We start from the raw sequence: 22,668 nt of genomic DNA, 5'->3' as shown, positions 1-22,668 counted from the left end.
TAGCATGGCTAAATCGGATCCCAATAGCAATGGCCTCCGGCAGGATCAACCGGAATGAATATCCTTTGAGCCTGATTCCCGGCTCAAAGGGGGTGTTGGCGGGTGTCAACTTCGGTTGAGACGAAGGTTGACACACCATTGCATTGGTCTGTGTGGTGTCCGGGTCCAGCCAACGGCTTGGATGGCACCGAACGACCACGGCTCACATCAGATCGCCGCTTACGCCGGAGCGCAGGGGGCGCGATCCTCATCCTTCGCGGACCTGAACGTACCATTCGACGGGTCATAAACCCATCGAATCTGTCCGATCCAGCGAAACCGGGCCGAGTTGAACGGCCCGAGTCCGCGTTGCGTTCTTCGCATTTCTTCGAATGCCCGGGTTGTACTTAACCCCGTCGAACTACCTGCGCCACGTCATGCGATTTCATGCCGGGAAGGAGACGACCTTCGACCGGATCAGGTGAGGGGCGAACGAGGGAACCAGAGTGGTGTCTCCGCAGCGGTCCTGGGTTCAGATCGTGACGGGTCGGACTCCGCCGGCTAAAAGGAGAGATCGGAATCGAAGCGCCCGAGGCTACTCCTCGTCGAGGTACTCGATGCCCTGTTTCGAGACGTTGGCTTTGGTGATGTCGTCGAGGTCGTTGAGCCAGAAGTCGTCTTCCGCCTCGTCGACTTCCGGAGCGCTGTCTTTCCACGCCCATCCCTCGTACTCGTGGACTTTTCGAGTCCCCTTTTCACGAAGGCGGAGCGTCGTTCGTTGCGCCTCCTCTTCGGAGGGCGCCGGCTCGAGCGTTCGAGCCGCTTTGAGTGCCGCCTGACGCGGCATATTCCCCGAGAACTCGCTCGGTTCCGATCCGTCTTCCTCCCGAAGGGCAAAGTTTCGCTTACCGTCTTCACGTACCATGGTTTTGCCTCCGTGTGACACCAGCACACAGTCTGTAATAAATATATCGGGGAAATGAAAGCTGTACGCCACAATTTTTATATACTATCCCGGCTGCTGGTAGCGATTTCGGCGCCGATACGACGGTTGCCGGCGCCCGGACCGCCAGTAGACCTGAGAACGCCCGCACCGCGCGGGCCCGTGTGGGGTTCGTGAGGCGACCCGTTCGCACCCGGAGGCGGCTCCACGCTCGGTCCGACCGTGAGGGAAGGAAGACTGCGAGTGCGGGACCCGGGACCGGACGGCTATCGGTAAACAACACTTATGTGTCTGCTATGGCGAAGTGCGACAAGCACACCCGCGATGGTCCGCAAAAAGAAGCTCAGCCCCAGTGGCGCCAAAGACGACGATGGGGAGTATCACAACGTGCACGTGAACCTCCACGAAGACGAACTCGCCGTCGCCGGCATGGAAATCGGCGACGAAGTGTTCGTGCGGGTCCGAGACGGGAAGATAATCATACAGCGGGCCGATTCCAACCCGGACCAACTCGAACACGACTTCTGACGCGGATCGCGGCGTTCCGTCGGCGAGGGCCTCGAGCGTGTCGAGGGTCGGACCGACGGTCGGCGGATTGATTAGCGCTCGCGAGGAGACTAACACGATGGGCGCGTACGATCTGTTGAAGCCGGCGCTGTTCCGGCTTCCGCCGGAGACCGCACACGGACTGATACATCGACTGCTCGCCGGCGTTCAGGGGACACCGGTGAGCACGGCCCTCGCCGGCCGATACGCGGTCGACGACGATCGCCTCGCGATCGACGCCTTCGGCACGACTGTTCCGAACCCGGTGGGCGTCGCGGCGGGGTTCGACAAGAACGCGCACGTCCCGCGAGCGCTGGCGTCGCTCGGGTTCGGCCACGTCGAGATCGGCGGCGTCACGGCCGAACGACAGCCCGGAAACCCCCGACCGCGACTCTTCAGACTACCGGAAGACGAGGGGCTCGTCAATCGGATGGGATTCAACAACGAGGGGGCGGACGCGGTCGGCGAACGGCTCGATCGCGACCCCCTTCCGGACGTACCGGTCGGCATCAACATCGGGAAGTCGAAGTCGACTCCGCTCGACGACGCGCCAGACGACTACCTGTACACCTACGAGCGCGTCGCGGACGCGGGGGACTACTTCGTCGTCAACGTCTCAAGTCCGAACACGCCGGGACTCCGCGAGCTCCAGAACCGGGCCGCTCTGGAGCGGATCCTCGGGACCCTCGACGACGCCGGCGCGGACCCTCTGCTCGTGAAACTCTCTCCGGACCTGCCCGAACCGGCCGTCACGGACGCGCTCGCGGTCGTCGACGACCTCAACCTCGACGGCGTCATCGCGACGAACACGACGACGTCGCGGCCCGACTCCCTGCGGGGTCACAACCGGGCCGAGCGGGGCGGGCTCTCCGGGAAGCCGATCGAATCGCTCGCGACGGAGCGAGTGCGGTTCGTCGCCGAGCGCACTGACGTCCCGGTGATCGGAGTCGGCGGCGTCTCGGACGCCGCAGGTGCGTACGAGAAGATACGGGCGGGTGCCTCGATGGTCCAGCTGTACACCGGACTCGTCTACGAGGGGCCCGGACTCGCCCGCGACATCAACGAGGGGCTCCTCGAACTACTCGAGCGGGACGGGTTCGACTCGGTCGAAGACGCCGTCGGCGCGGATCTGTGAGAGAAACGAGTCGGCGGCTGAGGCCTACGCCTCGTTGCGGACGATGACGACGACGTCGCCGGCCTGGAGCAGTTCGCCCTCGTCCTGGTACTGCCGCTCCTCCTCGACCGCGAACTCGTCGTCGACGAGCGTGACGTCCGCGACGCGGAGTTCGTCGCCGTCGAGTTCGTACTCTCCTTGCGCCAAGGCGGCCTCGATGTCGCCGACCTGATTGCCGTACTTCGGCCCCACGGTGGCGTAGTCGAGGTCGATGCCCGTGATCACGGTTTCGACGGGCGCGTCTCCGTCGGGGTGGACCGTGAGATCCTCGACGTGCATCACGCCGGTGATATCGTCCTCGAAGCCGCGCACGTCGGCGTACACCTCCACCGCGTCGAGCGCGGCGGTGAGCGGGAGCTGGTTCTCGCTTTTGTACTTCCGGAGGGTACCGACGACGGCCGTGGCGGCAGCGCCGGCGTCGCGGTCGGCCTCGACGCCCATCGGTTCGGGCCAGTCGGAGAGGTGGATCGAATCGGTCGCGCCGTCGGCGAGCGAGACGCCGTCTGCGCCGGCCGCGTCGTCGGCGTACATGTCCTGCCACAGCTCCTCAGTGACGTGGGCTAAGAGCGGCGCGAACAGCTTCAGGAACCGGCGGTGAGCCGTCCGAAGGGTGTAGGCCGCGGCGGCGTCGTCCCGCTGTTTCGCGATCTCGAGGTAGTCGTCACAGAACGTGTTCCAGAAGAAGCTCCGGAGTTCGTCCCGGGCCTTCGAGAACGCGCGCTCTTCCAGCAGGCCGGTGAGCCGCTCGACCTCGGCGTCGAGCTCGGCCAGCAGCCAGCGGTCGAGTTCGCGGAGGCCGTCGGCCGGCTCGGACGGGAACGGCTCCGGCGCGAGCGACTCGACGAGCTTCGAGGCGTTCCACAGCTTCCGGATCAGCTTCTCGCCCGCGCGGAGGTCCTTCTCCTTGAACGGGAAGTCGTCGCCGACGGCGGTGCCGGCGGCCCAGTAGCGCGTGGCGTCGACCGGGAACTGTTCGAGCACCGTCTCGGGTTCGACGACGTTGCCGACGGACTTCGACATCTTCTGGCGGTTCTCGTCGAGGACGTGCCCGTTGATCATCGTCTCGTCGAACGGGACCTCGCCGGTGTGCTCGTAACACTTCACCAGCGTGTGGAACAGCCAGAAGCTGATGATGTCGTGGCCCTGCGGCCGGAGGTCGAACTGGTACAGCTCCGGGTGCTCCATCGTGAACTCCCCGGCCTCGTCGTCCCAGTCCCACCCGGCGTTGATCAGCGGCGTGAGACTGGAGGTGGCCCACGTGTCGAGCACGTCGTCTTCGGGTTCGAACTCGTCGTGGCCACAGGCCGGACAGGCGTCGACCGGCGGGTCGTCCGAAAGGGGGTCGACCGGCAGGTCGGTCTTGTCGGCCACGACGACCTCGCCGCAGTCCGCGCAGTACCACACCGGGAACGGGATGCCGGAGGAGCGCTGCCGGGAGATGAGCCAGTCCCACTGGAGCCCCTCGACCCAGTGTTCGTACCGCGTGAACATCTTCTCGGGAGACCAGTCCATCTCGCGACCGATTTCGAGGTACTCGTCGGTCTTGTCGAGCATCTCGATGTACCACTGCTCGGTGACGAGGAACTCGACGCTCGTCCCGCAGCGCTCGTGGACGTTGACCGTGTGAGAGATGGGGCGGCGGTCCAACAGCGCGCCCGCGTCGTCGAGGTCGTCGACGATGGCCTCGCCCGCCTCGCCGGAGTGTAGTCCCTCGTACTCCTCGGCGACCTCGGTCATGTGGCCGGACTCGTCGATGGCGACCCGGAGGTCTAAGTCGTGGACCTGGTACCACTCGATGTCGTTCTGGTCGCCGAACGTACAGCACATCACGATGCCGGAGCCGGTCTCCATGTCGACGCGCTCGTCGGCGATGATCGGCACCTCGTGGCCGAACAGCGGGACCTCGGCGGATTCGCCGACGAGGTGCTGGTTCGCGTCGTCGTCCGGGTGGACGAACACGGCGACGCAGGCCGGGAGGAGCTCGGGCCGGGTCGTCGAGATGGTGAACGTCTCCGCGTCGCCGGCGTCACCGCTTTCCGCGACGGGGAAGGCGATGTCGTGGAAGTGGCTGTCCTGCTCGTCGTCTTCCGTCTCGACCTGCGAGATGGCGGTCTCGCACTCGGGACACCAGATCGCCGGGGCCTTCTCGCGGTACTCGCGGCCCTTGTCGTACAGGTCGACGAACGACAGCTGGGAGACGCGCTGGACGCGGGGTTCGATCGTCTGGTAGGTGTGGTTCCAGTCGACGGAGACGCCGAGCGACTGGACGTTCTCGGTGAATTGGTCTTCGTACTGCGCGCAGACCTCGCGACATTTCGCCTGGAACTCGCGGCGCTCGAAGTCCTGGTGACGGATGTCGAGCTCGTCCTCGGTGAGCCGCTCGGAGGCGATGCCGTTGTCGTCGTAGCCGAACGGGAAGAACGTCTCCCCGCCGTTCATCCGCTCGAAGCGGGCGACGAAGTCCTGGAGCGTGAACCCGTAGAGGTGGCCCATGTGGAGGCTGCCCGATACCGTCGGCGGCGGGGTGTCGATGGAGAAGACCGTGTTGGGATCGGTCGGATCGTCGTCGGGGTACGCGTACGTCTCCTCGTCGACCCACCGCCGCTGCCACCGCGGCTCGACGGCGTCGGGGTCGTACTCACCACTGGGCATTTCAGCCACACGTTCCGCCGGTTCCCCCTTAACGGACTCGATTGTGTGGGGGCTGGTCGCGCGGACGGGCGGAGTCAGACGCGGTCAGGGCGGAATCGGACGCGGTCAGACCCGGTCGTCGAGGTCGTGTTCGGCGGCCATCTTCGACGCCTCCGCCGCGAACCGCTCCACCTCGTCCGCGGGACTCTCGCCCAGCGCGCTCTCGTCGACCTCGCGGCCGGCGGTGATCCCGTCGCCCGTGACGAGGCGCTGTTCGGCCAGTTCCTTCGTGTGCATCCGCTCGCCGTCTTCCGTGGCGTAGGTGAGCCGCACGAGTCCCTTCGAGTCGAACTGCCGGTCGACGAGCCAGACCGTGGTCATACGCGGCGATGGGTGCCTGTGACGCTTAAAAAGGACGGTCGCGCTGTGGGAGAGCCCGTGGCGGGGACCGGTTCCGGAGGGCGGTCACGGTCGGCGCGTGCCTGTGAGCGGCCGGAGCGAAGCGGAGGCCGCGAGCCAGCACGCGCGAGGGACGCCGCGAGCGACCGGAGGGAGCGAGCGGCGAGGCTGGGGAGGCGTGAGGGGCGGAGCGGAGCGGTGCGGGGTGGGACTCAAGGGCAGTCGGGAGCGGCCCGGAGGCGACGCAAGCACTGGAAGGAGCGAACGAAGTGAGCGACTGAAGCGCGCAGCGAGCGTCCGGGGCGCTCCCGACTGGGGCTTTGGAGGTACTCTCCGGCAGTCGGCAGCCGAATCGACTAGCGTCCTGCGCGTCTCGTCGCCACGGCTTTGTACCGTCTCATCTAAGCGAGAGCCATGTACGTCGAGTTCGACCGCGACACCTGCGTCGGGATGTACCAGTGCGTCGCCGAGTGGGACGCCTTCGAGAAGAACCTGAACGACGGAAAGGCTGATTTAGAAGGGAGCAGCGAGGAAGAAGACGACCTGTTCGTCGTCGAGGTCCCGGACGGCGAGGAGTTCGACGCGAAGTTCGCAGCGCGCGTCTGCCCGGTCGACGCCATCGAAGTGTACGACGACGACGGCGAACAGGTGGTGTGAACGGTTCTGGACGGTCGATTAGCTGTTGATAAATTGGTGCCGGTGTATCGGTTCGGGCGAACGCCACCGAAGCCCCGCCCGCACAGCGCCTCACGCCTCCCCAGCCTCGCGGCTCCCTTCGCTTCGCTCCGGTCGCCGCGTCCAGCGAGGGACCTTCGGTCCCTCTGGCAGTCGGGCTTCGCCCGACGACCTCGCGCGTGCTCCTCGCGGCCGCCGCTGGCGGCCACTCGGAGGCACGCGCCGTAGTGAATAACTCACCGGGCGCGTCGATTCTCGCCCGATTCTATTTACAAGTGTTCGGCCACGTCCTCTGCGAAGTACGTGATGATGAGGTCCGCGCCCGCGCGTTTGAGCGCCGTGAGCGACTCCAGCGCGGTCGCCTCCAGGTCGAGCCACCCCTTCTCCGCGGCGGCGTGGAGCATCGCGTACTCGCCGGAGACGTTGTACGCGGCGATGGGGCGGTCGAACTCCCGCCGGAGGTCGCCCACGATGTCGAGGTACGGGAGACCGGGCTTCACCATCAACACGTCGGCGCCCTGCTCGGCGTCGAGCCGGGCCTCCCGGAGCGCCTCGCGACGGTTCGCGGGGTCCATCTGGTAGTGTCGGCGGTCGCCGAACGCGGGCGCGCCGTCGGCCGCGTCGCGGAAGGGGCCGTAGAACGCCGACTCGTACTTCGCGGCGTAGCTCAGGATGGCCACGTCCTCGTGACCCGACGCGTCGAGCGCCTCGCGGATCGCGCCCACCTGTCCGTCAGTCATCGCCGAGGGAGCGACCACGTCCGCGCCGGCGTCGGCCTGCGAGACGGCGGTCCGGGCGAGCAGGTCGAGCGTCTCGTCGTTTTTCACCGTGAGCGTCGGGTTCGTCTCGGCCGACTCCTCGATCACGCCGCAGTGCCCGTGATCGGTGTACTCACAGAGGCAGACGTCGCCGATCACGGTGGCGTCCGTCTCGGCGTCGAGCCGGCGGACCGCCCGCTGGACGACGCCGTCGTCGGCGTACGCTCGGCTTCCCGTGGCGTCCTTCGACTCGGGAACGCCGAAGAGGATCACGGCCTCGACGCCGGTGTCGCTGATCTCGGCGACGCGCTCGACCGCCTGATCGACCGGGACGCGCTCGTGACCGGGCATCGTCTCGATGGGCACGCGCTCGTCGGTCGTCGCGTCGACGAAGACGGGCGCGACCAGGTCCGACGCCGAGAGGTCGGTCTCGGCGACGAGCGGGCGAACGCCGTCGGCCCGGAGGCGGCGGGGCCGGTCCGTGAGGTCCATACCGGCGGATTGGCCCCGCACGGACTTTTACCGTTCGTCTCGACGCGGATCGTGAGACCGCTCGGAAGGAAGAGGCGGCTCGGAAGCGGCCGGTTCGGCCTCGGCGGCTACTCCGAGGACTCGATGTCGATCCGGTCGCGAAGCTCGGCGAGCTCGTCCGACTCGGCGAGTTCCTCGACGCGCTGTTTGAAGTGGGACTCGCAGAGCCCGACGACCACGCCGCGCTGCTCGGCCTCGTACGTGGCCTCCCGGTCGCAGTAGTGACACCGCATACGAGACACTCCGTTCGGCGCCGGCTTAATCCTGTTTGTCGCCCGTCGCCCCGGCGGAAAGCGATTCGACGGGGACTGGCTCCGGCAGCCGTTCACGAACGGGTTCGAAGGCAGGCCCCGTCAGCCCCGCGACCCCGAGGGTCCGTTCGTGAGCGTCGGTACCGCCGGTTCTGAGCAGGTCTGCCTCCTCAGCGAGACGGTCGATCCGGCCGTCGTCGACCGCGCGGCCGTACGGGTAGAAGCGCTCGATCGCATCGATCGCCGTCGACTCCTCGGCGACCGCGAGCGCCTCGTCGACGCGCTCGTACCGGAACGGGTGGGCGAGTCCGACGAGCGCACAGGCGTCGTCGAGGAGGGCGAGCCCCTCGTCGAGCGTCGTCACCTCGCGCGCGACGTAACACGGGCCGTCGTCCCCGATCAGCTCGTCGAACGCCCCGGCGTAGTCGTAGGGCGCGTCGGACTCGTCGATGGCTCGGGCGACGTGGGGCCGCCCGAGGCCGGGGCGGGGGTCGACGTCGAGGTCGACGCCGAGTCGGTCCTCGACCCGGTCGAGGATGGCGGCCCCGCGCTCCCGGCGGTCCCGCTGGAGGCGGTCGATCTCCGCGTCGAGCGCGTCGGTGTGTTCGACGCCGTAGCCGAGGAGGTCGAGCCGTTCGAAGCCGGCGTCGACGCGGAGTTCGATCCCGCGGACGATCCGGACGCCGTCGCGCTCGACGACCGACGCGTCGAGCCCCGGGTGGATCCGGTCGTGGTCGGTGACGGCGACCCAGTCGACGCCCGCCTCGCGGGCGGCCGCGGGCACCTCGTCGAGGGTCAGCGTGCCGTCGGAGACGACCGTGTGCGCGTGGAGGTCGGCGACGACCGGATCGCCGGGAGCGGCGGAATCGGAAAATTCGGCGGAATCGGCGGAGTCAGCGGGCATGAAGTCGGATGATTGCGCCCGACACTAAGCCGCGGCGGTTCCGGGAACCGCCGGATCCGATCTGATATAAGGCAATATAAGGTATCCCCTCCGACTAAGGTCGTACATGGACAATCATTAAGAACCATCGGCGGTTTCCGACTGTTGATGCGCTTGAACGGCGTCGACGACCGACTCGAACGGCACCAGTACCCGACCACGTCTGAGGAGATCATCGCGGCTCACGGCAACGCGACCGTAGAGCTTGCGAACGGGTCCGAGCGGCTCGGCGACGTCTTAGAGCGGTTCGGCGACCAGACGTTCGAGGACGCGGAGGACGTGTTCACCACGCTCCGGGCCGGCGTCTGTCACCGAGGAGTCGGTCGCCGGTTCTACTCGGACCGCGACCCGACCACCGACGCGGAGGACGGGCCCTCGCCGGTCTCGTTCTGACGCGCCGGACCCACCGAAACCGTATCCGTTTTTACTGAACCGGTCCGTAAAGCGTCAGCCACACTTGCGAAGCGGCGCGACTACGAAACCGGATCGATGGCTCCGTCGAGGTCGAGCGGGACGGACCCCTTCTGATACCCCTCCACCGAGCCGTCGGGCTCGGCGCGGTAGACGACCGCGGGCTTGTGTCGGACCGCTGGTTCGGCCGCGCGCACCGCAGCCCACTCGTCGGCGGGGAACGACGAGCAGTCGACGAACAGCGTGACGCCCCCGCCGTGGGCCGCGAGCTGACCGCTCGTCTTGGTCTCGGCGGTGTCCCGGACGGCGGCGACTGGGTCGTCGGCCGAGCGGCCGGCCGTCGGCTGCGGGCGGGTCACCTCGACGAGTTGCCCGGTGCCCGTCTCGGGGTCCGTCGCCCGGTAGTCGAGCGAGTGGCCCGTCGTCACCTCGATCTCCGGCGTGACCTCGTAGCCGGCCCGCGTGAGGATCCACGCCGCGGTGAACTCGGCTATCGCCGCGCTCATCCGGACGAGGTCGCGGGAAGATGACGTGCCGAGCTTCCCGGCCATCACCTCGCGGTCGTCGTCGAGGACCCCGGACCGGAGCGTCTCCTCGACGAAGCCGGTCCCCTCGTCGCGGGTCGCGTCCGGAAATCCGGCGGCGTGGTCACGGAAGAACGCCCGGCTCGTCTCCGCGCCGTCTTTCGAGCAGAACACGGGGAGGAAGTACCACGAGACGTGGGGGTAGTCGGCCAGCCACGGCTCGTCGTCGTGGAGCCCGGCGAGCAGTTCCCGCTGTGCCCACCGCGAGACCGGGTAGGGCACCTCGTCGAACCCGTACTTGTCGGTCCGCCAGAGCTCGCTCGGCGTCTCCGTGTTGCCGAGCCAGTACCCGACCGGCCCGCCGTCGGCGCCGGACGGCGGGTCCGCGTCGTCGTCGGTCCAGCAGAACAACGCGAAGGATCCGTCGTCCATGTCGAAGCGGCGCGCCTCGTAGCCGGGCGGGGCCGCGAACCACGGGGCGTCGGCGGTCGCTCCGAGGTTCTCGTCGAGAGGGCGGCGGAGCTGCGACCGGACCCGATCCGGAGTCCATCGGCCGGGCGAGCGCCTGAAGCGGAGCGGTTGTGCCACAGTCGTTCGGTATCACACCGCGAGGTTAATCGATTCCGGTGGCGGGAGGCTAATGTTCACGGTTTATGATACGTTCACCGACAGGTATATTACAGGAAACGGTCAAGTGTGGTCGTACCATGTCAATGGGTGCCTATGACGAGGCCGAACACGAGCGTCGCGAGAAGAAGACCAGCGAAGTCGACGCCGACTTCGACGCGGAACGGCCCGAGTACTCCGGATCGCTGACCTACGACTCGGGCGACTCCGCGGAGGCACTCCTCGACAAGTTCGAAGAGCTACAGGGCGAGTGACGCGGCCGCGGCGGCGCCGCGGCTACTGATTCGATTCTCGGCGAGACCGACGACAACGACCGTGAGCGACGGCCCTCGCGATCGCGGCGAGGATTCTAGTGCTCGTTGCGACCGCGGTGATGACGACCGCGACGGACGCGATGGGCGCGACGGACGCGACGGACGCGGATCGACAGGGTGGCGACGGACGTGGAGCGACAGAGTGGCGACGCGTCAGGTGAGCCAGATCGCCGCCGTACACACTATCGCGACCGCGATGACGTGGCCGACGACCGCTCCGAGCAGGACGGGCTCCGTGATCAGGAAGGGGACGAGCACGAGTTGTATCACGGAGAAGCCGATGTTCTCGGCGTCGAGCCGTCTGACCGTCGCCCGCTCCTCGGGCGACAGGTCGACGTGGATCGCTCGCCACAACGCGACGACCGCGCTCCACCACGAGGTGCCGATGCGGTACGTCAGGTCCCAGAGGACGAGCAGCGTGAGGTAGACGACGGGGATCGGCGGATCGGCGCCGAAGAGCCGGTCGAGGAGCGTACCGTCCCAAGCGAACAGGTACGTCACCAGCGCGATGAACGCCAGCACGCCCAACACGATCTCGATGCTCGACCCGAACAGCAGCCGCTTGTGTTCCGGCGGCGTCCCGAGGAGCCGGTTTTTCGCGCCCAGCCGGTGCATCTCGACGCTCCCGATCGCGGCGACGACGACGGCGACCGTCCCCGCGATCACGGCGTTCCAGACCCCGTAGTACCAGCCGAGCGCCACGACGCCGACCTCGAAGATCACGAACTGGAGCGCGACGGCCAGCGTCCGCGAGATGCCGAGCCCGGGTATTCCCCCGACGAGGCTCTCGTACACCCACGTCTCTCCGTACTCTCGGCTCACGGGGAGACCCCGGGGATCGCCCCCAGTCGCGACCGCTCGGCGTTCTGCGAGTCGGTCAGCGCCCGCGCGACTGCCAGTTCGAACGACGTACACTCGATCGGGAGGAACTCCCGAATCCGGTCGTCCTCGACGATGACGGTGTTCCGGAGCCCCTCGACCAGCGACTGGGCGAGGTAGGGGTTCACGTCGGTTACCAGTCGGAGCCACCGTGCCGAGAGCCCGGGGCTCAACACCGGTACCCTGACGATCCGCAGACCGCCGCCGAGCTGTCGCCTGGTCCGCCGCAGGATCTCGGCGTAAGTCATCACCTCCGGGCCCCCGATCTCGAGGGTCTCGCCCGCGGTCTCGTGGACGTCGAGGACGCCGGCGAGGTAGGCGACCACGTCGGTTACCGCGATCGGCTGACAGAGCGTGTCGACCCACTTCGGGGTGACCATCACCGGGAGGCGTCGCGCGAGCCCGGCGATCACCTCGAAGCTGGCGCTGCCGGCGCCGATGATGATCGCAGCCCGCAGCGTCGTGAGCGCCGGGTCGCCCTCGCCGAGGATGCGCTCCACCTCGCGCCGCGAGCGGAGGTGTTCGGAGAGGTCGTCGCGGTCCTCACCGAGCCCCCCGAGGTAGACGATGCGGTCGATGCCCGCGGCCGACGCGGCCGCTGCGAAGTTGGTCGCGCAGTTCCGGTCGCGCTCCTCGTAGCCCGGGCCGCCGTCCATCGAGTGGACGAGGTAGTAGGCGGCGTCGACCGGTTCGCCGTCGATCTCGAACGCTGGCGGGAGGGTGTCAGGCTCTAAGAGGTCGCCCTCGACCACCGCGACCCCCTCGGGAGCCGCGTAACCGTCGGCGTCGCGGACGAGCGCGACCACCTCGTGGCCGCGGTCGAGGAGCGTCGGGACCAGTCGGCTCCCGACGAATCCGGTCGCACCGGTGACGAGTACTCGCATACGGTCTCCACGGGCGGAGCGACCATAAGCCCCGGCCCGTTGGCGGAGCGGGCTCGTGGCGGGGGGACGCGGAGTGCGGCGGCTCCCGGACCGATCGCTAGAAGTGCCCCCGGGTTCCTCGTCCGGTATGCGCGCTGGCGAGTTCGAGCCGGTTCGAGGCGTCGACGACCTGTACGTCCACGACACCGGCATGTTCGAGACCGACGAGTACGGCGCGGTGTACGTCTACGACGCGGAGCGGCCGATCGTGATCGACACCGGAACCGGAGCGAACCGGGAGGCGCTCTTCGGGTCGATCGAGGAGATCGGAATCGGTCGCGAGGAACTCGCGTGGATCCTCCCGACGCACGCCCACCTCGACCACGCGGGCGGGGCCGGCTACCTCGCGGAACGCTACCCGAGCGCGGAGGTCCGAGTCCCGGAGCGAGGGGTCCGCCACCTCGTCGATCCGGAGGCGCTCGTCGCCGGCACGAAGTCGGCGGTCGGCGACCAGTGGGACCACTACGCGGAGCCGAAGCCGGTCCCGGACGACCGGATCGAGGGCGTCACCGAGGGCGACCGGATCGACCTCGGCGACCGCGAGTTGGTCGTTCACGACGCTCCCGGGCACGCGCCTCACCACGCCGTCTATCACGACCCCGACGCAAAGGTCGTGTTCACCGCCGACGCGGCCGGCATCTACGTGCCCGCAGTCGACGCCGTGACCCCCACGACGCCGCCGCCGCAGTTCGACTTCGAGCAGTGTCTCGACGACATTCGACTGGTCGAGGATCTCGATCCCGATACGCTCTGTTTCGGCCACTTCGGGCCGCGAGGCTGCGACGCGGACCTGATCGGCGAGGCGAAGCGGGCGTACGTCGAGTGGGTCGAGCGCGTCCGGCAGAAGCGCGCCGAACTCGACGACGACGAAGCCGTCCTCGATCACTTCGAGGCGGCGAGCCGCGACATCGACTACTGGAACCCGGAGCGGGCGCGCGCGAACACGAGCCTGAACACGCGCGGCGTGTTGACGTACCTCGACCGGGTCGACGGGGAGTGAGAGGCCGACAGCGGGGGACAGGCCGACAGCGAGGAGAGACGGGCCGACCGGCTCGACGGCGCCGAGAGGCGAGTCGAGAGAAACTCCCTAAACCCCGCCGCACGTAGACCCGCTCAGATGGGCATCTTCGACACGATCCGCGCCGTGCTCGGGACGAGCGCCGAGACCGACGCGACCCGCGAGGCGGACCCCGAGGACCTCTTCGGGATGTCGACCGCGTACCTGACGATGGAGGCGGACCTCGGCTACGACCACTGCGGCGAGGCCGCGCTGTGTTTCTCCGGCGTCGACAGCACCCGGTTCGACGACGCGGTCGGGAACGTCGAGGCCATTCTGGAGGCCGGTGAGATCGACACGGGAACCGGGTTCCACCGCCACGAGGACGACCACGGCTACCAGTGGTTCGTCCTCGAGGACGACGACCCCGAGGACCTGGTGACGAGCGTCCACTTCGCGGCCGACCAGTTCATCGAGGAGGGGTTCGGATCGCGGCTGCTCGCCGCCGTCTTCGGCTTCGAGAACGACGAGGGTCCGGCCTACTGGATCTACTCGTTCCGGCGCGGGGCGTACTACCCGTTCGCGCCGCGGGGGACGAACGACCGGAACCAGCGGATCGAGTTCAAGCTCCAGTCGGTCCTCGACGGGGAGCTCGGCTTGGAGGACGACGAGTCCTACTGGTACCCGCTCTGGCCGGACGCGCGCGGTACCCACCCGTGGGAGTGAGCCGAAACGCCGGCTCCGAATCGACGCGAGACGCCCCGAAGAAGCGACTGCTCCGAGGGATCGCCGTTCAGACCGCGGTCGTCGCCGGCGCGGTCCACCTGCTGTGGGCGTGGCCGCGGCTCGGGTCGCCGCCGGACGCGCGGCCGTACTTCTTCCTCGCGGGGAGCGCGCTCGCCGTGGCGGTCGCCGTCGCGACGCTACGGGCGGACGAGTACCGGCGGCTGTACGCGCTCGGGGCCGGGACGCTCGGCACGTTCCTCGGCGGCTTCCTCGTGTGGCACGGGACGGGCGCGCTCGCGGCGCTCGCGGCCGACCCGCTCGCGATCGTGGCCGCGATCGTCGAAGTCGTCGGGGTCGGCGCGTACCTCGCGCTGTTCCGCCTCGCGCCGCCGACGAGCGTCGTCGTCGAACGACGGGCCCGAGGCGAGGGAGGGCCCGAAGCGGAAGGACCCGGAGCGGAAGGGCGAGCAGAGAGCGGAGAGGAGCCGTGACCAACGCGTATCGGACGGTGGCCGAGCGCGCGACGGCGCGGTTCGAGGTCCAGGGGTCTGAGTTCCTCGGACACGTCGCGCCGGTCGACACCGTCGACGAGGCCGAGTCGTTCGTCGAGGCGGTCAGCGAGGAGTACGCCGATGCGACCCATAACGTGCCGGCCTACCGGGTCCCCGCCGGCGAGCCGTCGGAGCGCGCGCCGGGGGCCGAGCCGATGCTCAGGGAGTACTCGTCGGACGACGGCGAGCCGACCGGGTCGGCCGGGAAGCCGGCGCTGAACGTCCTCCAACAGCGCGAGGTCCGGAACGTCGCCGCGGTGGTGACGCGGTACTACGGCGGGACGAACCTCGGCGTCGGCGGGCTCGCGCGCGCGTACTCGCGAGCGGTGAAAGAGGGCGTCGACGCGGCCGGGGTGATCGAGGAGCGGCCGCACCGGAGCCTCGTCGTCGAGACCGAGTACGACGACTCGGGGACGGTTCGCGGCGTGATCGAGTCGACTGGCGTGGAGTTCGACGCCGACTACGGGCAGCGGGTCCGGTTCGACCTCCGGGTGCCCGTCGAGGAGGTCGACGCGCTTCGCGAGCGGCTCAACGACGCGACGAGCGGACGGGTCGAGATAGGAGAGTAGGGTCGGCGGAGTTGATGTCGGCGGAGTTGATGCCGGCGGGGTTGATGCCGGCGGGGTTGATGCCGGCGGGACCGATGCGGGCTACGAGAACTTACGGACCGTCATGTCGAGCGTGTCGAGGTCGAGGATGGGCGCGTAGCCGGCGTCCGGGTCGATGTTGACGGACTTCTGGAAGTCGGTCTGGGCCTGCCAGCAGCCCGAGTTGACCGCGAGGACGTTGTGGTACTTCCCCCAGCCGAGCTTGTGGACGTGGCCGGTGTGGAACACGTCGGGCACGTCCTCTATCACGAGGTAGTCGCGCTCTTCGGGGGCGACGCGGGTGTGGCCGCCGAACTGCGGCGCGACGTGGCGCTTCTTCAGCAGCTGGTACATCGCCTTGTGGGGCTCGTCGTAGCTCGCCTTCTCCTCGGGCAGTTCCGCGATCACCTCGTCGAGCGAGACGCCGTGGTACATCAGCACCTCGACGCCCTCAACGGAGACCGTCGCCGGGTTCGAGACGATCTGCGCGTCGTGGACGTCCATGATCGAGCGAATTTCGTCGTTGAACCCGGGCTGTGGCTCGGCGAGTCGGACCGCGTCGTGGTTGCCCGGGATCATCACGATCTCGGTGTCGGCGGGCACCTCCTTGAGGTGTTCCGCGAAGACCTCGTACTGCTCGTAGATATCGACGATGTCAAGCTCCTCGTCCTGGTCGGGGTAGACGCCGACGCCCTCGACCATGTCGCCGGCGAGCAACAGGTACTCGACCGGGTCCGCCTCCGGCGTGTGGAGCCAGTTGGTGAAGCTGTGCCACGCGTCCGCCATGAACTCGTCGCTGCCGACGTGGACGTCGGAGATCAGCGCAGCCTGGACGTGGCGGTCCGCGCCGCCCGGGTGATGGGTCCGGGGGACGTCAGGGAAGTGGAGCGAGTCGGCGAACAGGATGCCGGCGTCGTCGGCGAGCGTCCCCTCGACCGCGAGGCACTCGTCCAACAGGATCTCGTCGACGACGTCCGCGAGCCCCTTGTCTTTCATCACCAAGGCGGGGAAGGTCCCGGTGGTGTCCTCCAGTTCGATCAACCAGTGACCGGACTTGGTGGAGCGCACGTCGTTGACGAGCCCGATCATCGCGGCGTCGCTGCCGCCGGGCATGTCCGCGATCGCCTCGGCGGGCCGGTGGTTGACGCGACCGCGAAGTATCTTCGAGAGCCGCTCGTACCGGTCGCGGAACGTCGTGACGAAGTCGCCGTACTCGCCGGTCCCGGTGCTGCGGCCGGTCATGTCGTTGCCGACTTCGAGGTCCCGCAGGTCGGGATCCCGAGTGGTCTCGGTGGTCGGAGAGTCGGCGGTGGAAGAACCGGTAGTCCGAGAGTCGGCAGTGGGAGAGTCCGCGTAGGGAGGGACGGCGGAGGAGCCAGCGGTCGGCGCGGAATCGGTCGACCCGGGATCGACGGCCGCGACGGATCCGTCGGCAGGCGAACCCGAGGTCGGTGCGGCCTCTGAATCGGGGACGGAGTTCCCCGTGTCGGCTCCGGCCGACCCCTTCGTTTCGACTGGAGATTGTCCGTTTTTGTCCGGTGAGGCCGGCGATCCTTCGTCGGCAGCGGTCACCGCACGGACGTGGTCGGCGGTGATCCGGAGGGCGTCGTCCGGGGCGTGATCGACGGCGGCCGCGACCGCGGCGGCCGGGTCGGTCGCGCCCGCGAGGAGGGTGACCGCCTCGCGCTCGGCGTTGTAGCCGCGCTCGGCGAGGGCTTTCGCGATCCGGGCGTTCGACTCCAGCGGCACGCTACTCGAAAGGGTGCTCCCGACCAAAACCGTTCCGGACGGTCGGAGCGCGCGTTCGGAAGACGGCGTTCTCCCGCCGGCGTTCTCTCGTCGACCCGTGTCTCGTCGTCCGAGCGCGTCGCTGTCGCAATTGGACCCGGAAGCTTATGAACGAAACCCGCCAAAGCCGACGTAATGGACGAAGGAGATCGGCCGACGGACGCGGACGGGTCGGCCGATCGAGACGAGCGGACGGAAGGAGCGGCCGAGGAGAGTCGAGACGAGCGGACTCAGGGAGAGACCGGAGAGAGTCGAGGCGAGCGAACGGCGGAGCGGTCAGAGAAAGGGACCGACGGACCGGTCGCCGAAGAGCCCGGCGAGGCGGACGGGGTCGATCCGACGACCAATTCCGAACCGGTCGCCGACCCCGACGGTTCGGTCGAAAAACCGGGTGAGCCGGGAGCGGAAACCGGGTCCGAATCCGATTTGGGCGGGTCAGCGGCTGACGGCGAAGGGCCCGTCACCGGCGATTACACTCGGACTGCGGAGCCGGCTGGATCGTCAGAGCCGTCCGGGACGGACGAGTCGCTGCTGTACCGACTCCGACACGACCGGGACGGGGTGCTGATGTGGATCCGGGAGATGTCGGCGAGCGTCGGCGTCGTGCTGCTGGTCGGCCTGCTGCTGTTCGGCGTCAGCGGCATCTGGCCGCCGATGGTCGCCGTCGAGTCGGGGAGCATGGAGCCGAACATGAACGTGGGCGACCTCGTGTTCGTCACCGAGCCCGGGCGATTCGCGCCCGATGCGGCCGACAACGGCGTCGGCGTCGTCACCCACGAGGTGGGCCAAGACGTCGACTATCAAACGTTCGGCGCTTACGGGTCGGTCGTAATATACACGCCGCCGGGCCGGACCGGGTCGCCGATCATCCACCGAGCCATGTTCCACGTTAACGAGGGAGAAAACTGGTACGACCGCGCCGACGAGGAGTATCACAACGCCGTCGACTGCGGATCCCTCGCCAACTGTCCGGCCCCGCACGACGGGTTCGTCACGCTCGGAGACAACAACGGGGCCTACGACCAAGCCAGCGGCCTCTCGCCGCCGGTCAGGGCCGAGTGGGTGAACGGGGTGGCGCGGGTCCGCGTCCCGTATCTCGGGTACATTCGCCTGATAGCGACGGGACAGGTAGAGCTGAACGAAGCGATAGCGCGGACGGTCGGGAGCGCGGTTCCTGTCGAGGGTAGTCTCCCCGTCGAGGGTAGTCTCCCCGTCGGGAATAGTCTCTCCGTCGGGAATAGTCTCCCCGTCGGGAACGCGGGACTGGCCGGGTGACGAGTCAGTTGTCGAACCGCGCCTGAACGAACGGCTGCGCGTTCTCGATGTCGCCGAGCCGCGAGTCCGACAGGAGGACCGCCTCGGTCTCCTCGACCGGGACGGAGAGGCCCATCTCCTTCGTCCGCCCGTACCGGCCCTTCGAGACGACGACGGCGTTGACGATCCCGAGCATGTCGAGTTCGCTGATGAGGTCGGTGACCCGGCGCTGGGTTAAGACGTCGGCGTCGATCTCCTCGCAGAGGCGCTTGTAGATGTTGAACACCTCGCCGGTGTTGATGTTGTGAACGCCGTTCTTCTCGAGGAGTATCACGGCGAACAAGACGATCTTGCTCTGGGTGGGAAGGGTGCGGACGACCTCGACGACGCGGTCGAGTTCGATCTTGTCCTGGGCCTGCCGGACGTGTTTCTCCGCGACGATCTCCGCCTGCGAGCGCTCGGCGAGTTCGCCCGCGGTGCGGAGCAGGTCGAGCGCGCGGCGCGCGTCACCGTGTTCCTGCGCCGCGAAGGCCGCACACAGCGGGATCACGTCGTCCGTGAGCGCGTCGGGTTTGAACGCGGTGTCGGCCCGGTGTTGGAGGATGTCGCGGAGTTGGTTGGCGTCGTACGGGGGGAAGACGATCTCCTCCTCGCCGAGGCTCGACTTGACGCGAGGGTCGAGGAAGTCGGTGAACTTCAGGTCGTTCGAGATTCCCATGATCGAGATGCGCGAGCGGTCGAGTTCGGAGTTCATCCGAGAGAGGTTGTACAGCGTGTCGTCGCCGCTCTTCTCGACGAGCTTGTCGATCTCGTCGAGCATGATCACGACCACGCGCTCGTGGTAGTCGACCGCCTCGAAGAAGGTGGAGTAGACGCGGTCGGTGGGCCACCCCGTCATCGGGACCTCCTCCATCTCGTCCGCGTCGGCTTCGAGTTCGTCGATCCGGTCGTCGAGGTCGTCGACGGAGTCGAAATCGGTGCCAACGAGCGCCGACGCCGCGTCGGCCGCGTCGTCTCGCGCGTCCGCGCGGAGGGTTTCGAGCCGGTCGAGTTTGTCGGCGATGACCGTTTGGTTCTCCTCGATGAACGTGTTCGCGAGCTGCGCGAGGACCCGGTACTGGGTGTCCGTCACCTCGCAGTTGATGTACTCGACTTCGCAGGGAACGTCGTACTTCTGAGAGGTGGACTCCAGTTCCTGCGAGACGAACTTCGCCGAGGCGGTCTTGCCGGTTCCAGTCTTCCCGTAAATGAGGATGTTGGAAGGGGTCTCGCCGCGGAGCGCTGAGACGAGGATGGTCGCCATCCGGTTGATCTGGTCGTTCCGGTGCGGGAGTTCGTGCGGGGTGTACGAGGGCCGGAGGACCTCCTTGTTCTCGAATATCGGTTCACCGGACAGGAGGTCATCGAACAGGCCCTGGTTGTCGTCGTCGTTGTCGAGGACGACGCCGTCGAAGTCGACGTCGGGGGACGACCGGTCGCGGCCGCCGTTGTCGAGCCCCGTCGTTTCGGGTGTAGCGCCGGAGGGGCCGGAGTCGGACTCCGAGCCGCCATCGACATCGAGACCGTCACCCGAAGAGGGGCCGGCCGGACCGCCGCCGTCGAGCCCCTCGATTTCGGAGTCGGGTTCTTCGACGTCCGAAGCGGAGCCTATCGCCTCAGAGCTGTCGGTGCCGGAATCTCCGATGTCGAAGTCGCCCGGGTCGGGAGTCGAGGGAGATCGGTCTTCGCCGGACCCGTCCGGCGGAGACCCGTCCGGCCGGGAGCCGTCGGAGTCGCCACTTCGGTCCGGTTCGTCGACATCGTCCGGGTCGATACCGCCGTCGGCCCGCGGTGTGTTATCGCCTTCGTCCATGTGAACCCCCCTGTTTCAGGTGGAGACGGCCGCGCAGATCGACGCACACGCCGTCTCGTGCCGGAAATACGGATTCGTGGTCGAATCAGGCGTCGACCACGTCCAGTTGATACAGTCGAACCAGATGAAGAGACGGTACAAAAGTGTTCCTCTCTGGAGTTGAAACGATCCCCCTTCGTCGGATCGCTCGTCGATTCGGGGCCTCTCGGACCGGTCGAGAGGGTCGAGGGTCCGTCGCGGAGCGACGGGTCTCGTGGGCCGTTCCGCCGATCGCGGTTTCCGCCCCAACGAACTCCCACCGTCACAGGAGCGGCCGTGTCGTAGCCAGTAACCCTGTTGTGACTTTTTCTCGGGTCGAACCTGCTACGAGTACCCGAATTCTCATTGCCGGAACGCTTCCCTCGGTTTTGTCCGTTTCGTGTGTGCCTCCGTTTCACGCGGATCTCACGCAGATCTCACGCCGATCTCACGTGGACCCTACCTGGACCTCACGGGAATCTCACCTACGATTCGGTTCGACTCGATCCGGCGGACCCCCCCACCCCTTCGTTTCGGGTGGAACGGCGAAACAGGGGGTGGGGGCCGTGAGTGGTGATATAGATATCGGTGGTTTTATTACATAAGGCGAGAAACGGTACCCTCGACAAAGCCTCTCAGTTATTATTGTAGTGTTTGTAGTTATTTTATTCAGTTTCTCTACGAGATATTCTGTCGCCACGGGGACTCCCGCCGAGACGACTACCGACCACCCCGGTCTCTCACGGTTCCACCCGAAACGAAGGGGTGGGGGGCAGGCCCGACAAGCGACACACTTCTATCAGTTATCTGACACGATCAATCGTCGTGACGGACCCATGACCGCTTCCCCGGTGCTCCCACCAAACGAATACCATGGTTGATGCCGGTGTTTTACCATCCGATAAACAAATTCTCCACACACACCTATGCGACAGATCCGCACGTCAGGTGAGGTGCTCCGGTGACATCCAGCAGCGACGCTTAAGCGCGGCGGGAAGATCTTAGGCGGGATCACGGTTCTCAACCTCTCGACGTTCGTCACCGGCGGCTTCTGTTCGGCGATGCTGGCGAGCCAGGGAGCGGAGGTCGTCAAGATCGAACCCCCCGACCGCGGCGACGCCGTCCCGCACTCCGGCCCACCATTCATCAAGGGGAGTGGCCGTACTACCGGAGCCTGAGCTACGGGAAGAAGAGCCTCGAACTCGACCTGAAGAATGACGACGCCAAGGAGGCGCTGTACGAGCTCGTCGAGGAGGCGGACCTCTTCATTCAGAACTTTCGCCCCGGGACCGCAGAGCGAACCGATCCCCGGCTCGTCGTAGTCGACGACTCGTAACCAGGACTCCGAACCGACGAAAGCGGACCAAACAAACTACTCCCGCCTCGCCAGAACCTCTCGGCTACTCGGTCCGTTCGAGCGACTCCAGAATGAACTCGTCTATCGCCTTCCGCGCCTCCTCGGGCGCATCCTCGTGGCCGAGCGAGATGCGACGCCCTCGCGCCGCGTGGATCACGTCGGTCACCAACTGACCCATCCGTTCCGCGTCGACGTCGCGGAAGACGCCCTCCTCGATCCCTTCCTCGACGACCTCTACGATGCTGCCGCGGATCCGCTCGTAGTGTTCGTTGAACACCTCGCGGTGGTCGCCGTCGTTTTGTGCCTGCGTGTACAGCTCGTGGTACACCTTCATGCGGTCCCAGTGGCTGAACTCCTCGAACTCGGGTCCGAACAGGCACTGGTCGACTCGCGCGCGCAGTTCCGTCCGGGGGTCGTCGTCGCCGTCGACGACCACGCTCCCCTCGTACTGGTCGATGATGTGTTCGAGGAACGAGGACATCAGGTCGTACTTCCCGTCGTAATGGTAGTGGATTACCTGTCGCGTGAGGTCCATCTCCTCGCCGATGTCGCGCATTCGGAGGTCCTTGTACCCGTGTTTGCTCAGCGCACGGAAGGTCGCCTCCAGTATCACTTCCTTGGTGTCCTTGGAGGACACCGTCTCGCCGGAGGACTCGGCGGATTCGCGGCCGGACCCGCTTCGCGATTCGCTCATGTCGCCACTCAACGTGTGAGGTACATAATACGATTGCTCCTAGTGCTCTTACTGCCCGGTAAAATCAACCTCACTGCCAAACCCCGTTATCGAACATCACACAAACGATCGTGTAAACCGGGGCCGTGATCTCGCTCGACCCGGACGTGGGTGAGTACGGCGAGGCCGACATCCCGATCGAGGACGGCGAGATCGTCGAGGTGGGGACCGGACTGTCGGCGTCGAACGTCGACGAGATCGTCGCGTCGGACCACGTCGTCGTACTCGGCTTCGTCGATTCGCGCATCCACCCCGCGTAGACGTAGATACGCGGTTTCGCCGGCGACTAGTCACCGA

22 protein-coding genes and 2 pseudogenes are annotated in these 22,668 nt (G+C 67.1%); 12 read left to right on the top strand and 12 right to left on the bottom strand.

Features of this window, described 5'->3' with window-relative positions; translation table 11 throughout:
* Window positions 1–574 precede the first annotated feature (574 nt).
* A complete protein-coding gene (locus ABDZ89_RS09705) occupies window positions 575–904 on the bottom strand; it encodes a non-histone chromosomal MC1 family protein (protein ID WP_343778622.1) in 330 nt (109 codons plus the stop codon).
* Window positions 905–1,246: 342 nt separating this feature from the next.
* On the opposite strand from ABDZ89_RS09705, the gene ABDZ89_RS09700 reads away from it, so the two are divergent.
* Both ABDZ89_RS09700 and ABDZ89_RS09695 read left to right on the top strand, forming a co-directional pair.
* Window positions 1,247–1,450 carry a hypothetical protein gene (locus ABDZ89_RS09700; RefSeq protein WP_343778620.1) on the top strand — a complete coding sequence of 68 codons (204 nt, stop codon included), beginning with the start codon at window positions 1,247–1,249 and terminating at the stop codon, window positions 1,448–1,450.
* Window positions 1,451–1,547: 97 nt separating this feature from the next.
* Window positions 1,548–2,603, top strand: a complete 1,056-nt coding sequence (locus ABDZ89_RS09695; protein WP_343778618.1) for a quinone-dependent dihydroorotate dehydrogenase — start codon at window positions 1,548–1,550, stop codon at window positions 2,601–2,603.
* Between the two features lie 24 nt (window positions 2,604–2,627).
* Here the strand turns inward: ABDZ89_RS09695 and ABDZ89_RS09690 are convergent, their stop codons facing one another.
* Window positions 2,628–5,294, bottom strand: a complete 2,667-nt coding sequence (locus ABDZ89_RS09690) for a valine--tRNA ligase (protein ID WP_343778616.1) — start codon at window positions 5,292–5,294, stop codon at window positions 2,628–2,630.
* A gap of 105 nt (window positions 5,295–5,399) precedes the next feature.
* A complete protein-coding gene (locus tag ABDZ89_RS09685) occupies window positions 5,400–5,654 on the bottom strand; it encodes a DUF7967 family protein (RefSeq protein ID WP_343778615.1) in 255 nt (84 codons plus the stop codon).
* A gap of 432 nt (window positions 5,655–6,086) precedes the next feature.
* Here ABDZ89_RS09685 and ABDZ89_RS09680 point away from each other — a divergent pair, with 432 nt between their 5' ends.
* A complete protein-coding gene (locus ABDZ89_RS09680; protein WP_343778613.1) occupies window positions 6,087–6,329 on the top strand; it encodes a ferredoxin in 243 nt (80 codons plus the stop codon).
* A gap of 287 nt (window positions 6,330–6,616) precedes the next feature.
* Here the strand turns inward: ABDZ89_RS09680 and hemB are convergent, their stop codons facing one another.
* The 3 genes from hemB to ABDZ89_RS09665 all read right to left on the bottom strand — a co-directional run bounded on the left by hemB (window position 6,617) and on the right by ABDZ89_RS09665 (window position 8,791).
* Window positions 6,617–7,597 (bottom strand): porphobilinogen synthase, encoded by a 981-nt coding sequence (gene hemB / locus ABDZ89_RS09675; RefSeq protein WP_343778611.1) that lies wholly within the window; start codon window positions 7,595–7,597, stop codon window positions 6,617–6,619.
* A gap of 107 nt (window positions 7,598–7,704) precedes the next feature.
* Window positions 7,705–7,869 (bottom strand): DUF6757 family protein, encoded by a 165-nt coding sequence (locus ABDZ89_RS09670; RefSeq protein ID WP_006114727.1) that lies wholly within the window; start codon window positions 7,867–7,869, stop codon window positions 7,705–7,707.
* 25 nt (window positions 7,870–7,894) lie between these two features.
* Window positions 7,895–8,791 (bottom strand): PHP domain-containing protein, encoded by an 897-nt coding sequence (locus ABDZ89_RS09665; protein WP_343778608.1) that lies wholly within the window; start codon window positions 8,789–8,791, stop codon window positions 7,895–7,897.
* A 147-nt stretch (window positions 8,792–8,938) separates the two neighbouring features.
* Between ABDZ89_RS09665 and ABDZ89_RS09660 the strand changes: the two genes are divergently transcribed.
* The gene (locus tag ABDZ89_RS09660; RefSeq protein ID WP_008585525.1) at window positions 8,939–9,223 is read left to right on the top strand and encodes a DUF5789 family protein; all 285 of its coding nucleotides are present in this window, start codon (window positions 8,939–8,941) and stop codon (window positions 9,221–9,223) included.
* An 80-nt stretch (window positions 9,224–9,303) separates the two neighbouring features.
* Here the strand turns inward: ABDZ89_RS09660 and ABDZ89_RS09655 are convergent, their stop codons facing one another.
* Window positions 9,304–10,353, bottom strand: coding sequence for a DUF5784 family protein (locus ABDZ89_RS09655; protein WP_343778606.1), 1,050 nt, complete (start codon window positions 10,351–10,353; stop codon window positions 9,304–9,306).
* A 125-nt stretch (window positions 10,354–10,478) separates the two neighbouring features.
* Here ABDZ89_RS09655 and ABDZ89_RS09650 point away from each other — a divergent pair, with 125 nt between their 5' ends.
* Window positions 10,479–10,646, top strand: a complete 168-nt coding sequence (locus ABDZ89_RS09650; RefSeq protein ID WP_343778630.1) for a DUF5786 family protein — start codon at window positions 10,479–10,481, stop codon at window positions 10,644–10,646.
* Between the two features lie 213 nt (window positions 10,647–10,859).
* Here the strand turns inward: ABDZ89_RS09650 and ABDZ89_RS09645 are convergent, their stop codons facing one another.
* Both ABDZ89_RS09645 and ABDZ89_RS09640 read right to left on the bottom strand, forming a co-directional pair.
* Window positions 10,860–11,528 (bottom strand): DUF7530 family protein, encoded by a 669-nt coding sequence (locus tag ABDZ89_RS09645; protein WP_343778604.1) that lies wholly within the window; start codon window positions 11,526–11,528, stop codon window positions 10,860–10,862.
* Window positions 11,525–12,469 carry an NAD(P)H-binding protein gene (locus ABDZ89_RS09640; RefSeq protein ID WP_343778602.1) on the bottom strand — a complete coding sequence of 315 codons (945 nt, stop codon included), beginning with the start codon at window positions 12,467–12,469 and terminating at the stop codon, window positions 11,525–11,527. The genes ABDZ89_RS09645 and ABDZ89_RS09640 overlap by 4 nt, the downstream gene beginning before the upstream one ends.
* Window positions 12,470–12,596: 127 nt before the next feature.
* On the opposite strand from ABDZ89_RS09640, the gene ABDZ89_RS09635 reads away from it, so the two are divergent.
* The 4 genes from ABDZ89_RS09635 to ABDZ89_RS09620 all read left to right on the top strand — a co-directional run bounded on the left by ABDZ89_RS09635 (window position 12,597) and on the right by ABDZ89_RS09620 (window position 15,351).
* Window positions 12,597–13,508 carry an MBL fold metallo-hydrolase gene (locus tag ABDZ89_RS09635; RefSeq protein ID WP_343778600.1) on the top strand — a complete coding sequence of 304 codons (912 nt, stop codon included), beginning with the start codon at window positions 12,597–12,599 and terminating at the stop codon, window positions 13,506–13,508.
* Window positions 13,509–13,625: 117 nt separating this feature from the next.
* On the top strand, window positions 13,626–14,231 hold the full coding sequence (pspAB, locus tag ABDZ89_RS09630) for a PspA-associated protein PspAB (protein ID WP_343778598.1): 606 nt from the start codon (window positions 13,626–13,628) through the stop codon (window positions 14,229–14,231).
* Complete coding sequence (locus tag ABDZ89_RS09625; protein ID WP_371152056.1) at window positions 14,222–14,722, top strand: hypothetical protein; 501 nt, start codon at window positions 14,222–14,224, stop codon at window positions 14,720–14,722. Before pspAB ends, ABDZ89_RS09625 begins: the two co-directional genes overlap by 10 nt.
* Window positions 14,719–15,351: an IMPACT family protein gene (locus ABDZ89_RS09620; protein WP_343778596.1), complete on the top strand. Its 633-nt coding sequence runs from the start codon at window positions 14,719–14,721 to the stop codon at window positions 15,349–15,351. Before ABDZ89_RS09625 ends, ABDZ89_RS09620 begins: the two co-directional genes overlap by 4 nt.
* Before the next feature lie 81 nt (window positions 15,352–15,432).
* Here ABDZ89_RS09620 and ABDZ89_RS09615 read toward each other — a convergent pair whose 3' ends face one another.
* Complete coding sequence (locus ABDZ89_RS09615) at window positions 15,433–17,118, bottom strand: DNA-directed DNA polymerase II small subunit (RefSeq protein ID WP_343778595.1); 1,686 nt, start codon at window positions 17,116–17,118, stop codon at window positions 15,433–15,435.
* A 174-nt stretch (window positions 17,119–17,292) separates the two neighbouring features.
* Here ABDZ89_RS09615 and ABDZ89_RS09610 point away from each other — a divergent pair, with 174 nt between their 5' ends.
* Window positions 17,293–18,432 carry a S26 family signal peptidase gene (locus ABDZ89_RS09610; protein ID WP_343778593.1) on the top strand — a complete coding sequence of 380 codons (1,140 nt, stop codon included), beginning with the start codon at window positions 17,293–17,295 and terminating at the stop codon, window positions 18,430–18,432.
* A gap of 4 nt (window positions 18,433–18,436) precedes the next feature.
* Here the strand turns inward: ABDZ89_RS09610 and ABDZ89_RS09605 are convergent, their stop codons facing one another.
* Window positions 18,437–20,263 (bottom strand): Cdc6/Cdc18 family protein, encoded by a 1,827-nt coding sequence (locus ABDZ89_RS09605; protein ID WP_343778592.1) that lies wholly within the window; start codon window positions 20,261–20,263, stop codon window positions 18,437–18,439.
* Between the two features lie 1,016 nt (window positions 20,264–21,279).
* Here ABDZ89_RS09605 and ABDZ89_RS09600 point away from each other — a divergent pair.
* A pseudogene (locus tag ABDZ89_RS09600) lies at window positions 21,280–21,587 on the top strand (CoA transferase); the annotation flags it as partial.
* A gap of 94 nt (window positions 21,588–21,681) precedes the next feature.
* Here ABDZ89_RS09600 and ABDZ89_RS09595 read toward each other — a convergent pair.
* Window positions 21,682–22,332, bottom strand: coding sequence for a TetR/AcrR family transcriptional regulator (locus ABDZ89_RS09595; RefSeq protein WP_343778590.1), 651 nt, complete (start codon window positions 22,330–22,332; stop codon window positions 21,682–21,684).
* 125 nt (window positions 22,333–22,457) lie between these two features.
* Here ABDZ89_RS09595 and ABDZ89_RS09590 point away from each other — a divergent pair.
* Window positions 22,458–22,628 (top strand): annotated as a pseudogene (locus ABDZ89_RS09590) (amidohydrolase family protein); the annotation flags it as partial.
* Window positions 22,629–22,668 lie beyond the last annotated feature (40 nt).

It is taken from the genome of Halorubrum ejinorense (assembly GCF_039522565.1).
Classification (GTDB): domain Archaea; phylum Halobacteriota; class Halobacteria; order Halobacteriales; family Haloferacaceae; genus Halorubrum; species Halorubrum ejinorense.
This window is presented reverse-complemented; position numbering and strand designations above follow the sequence as displayed.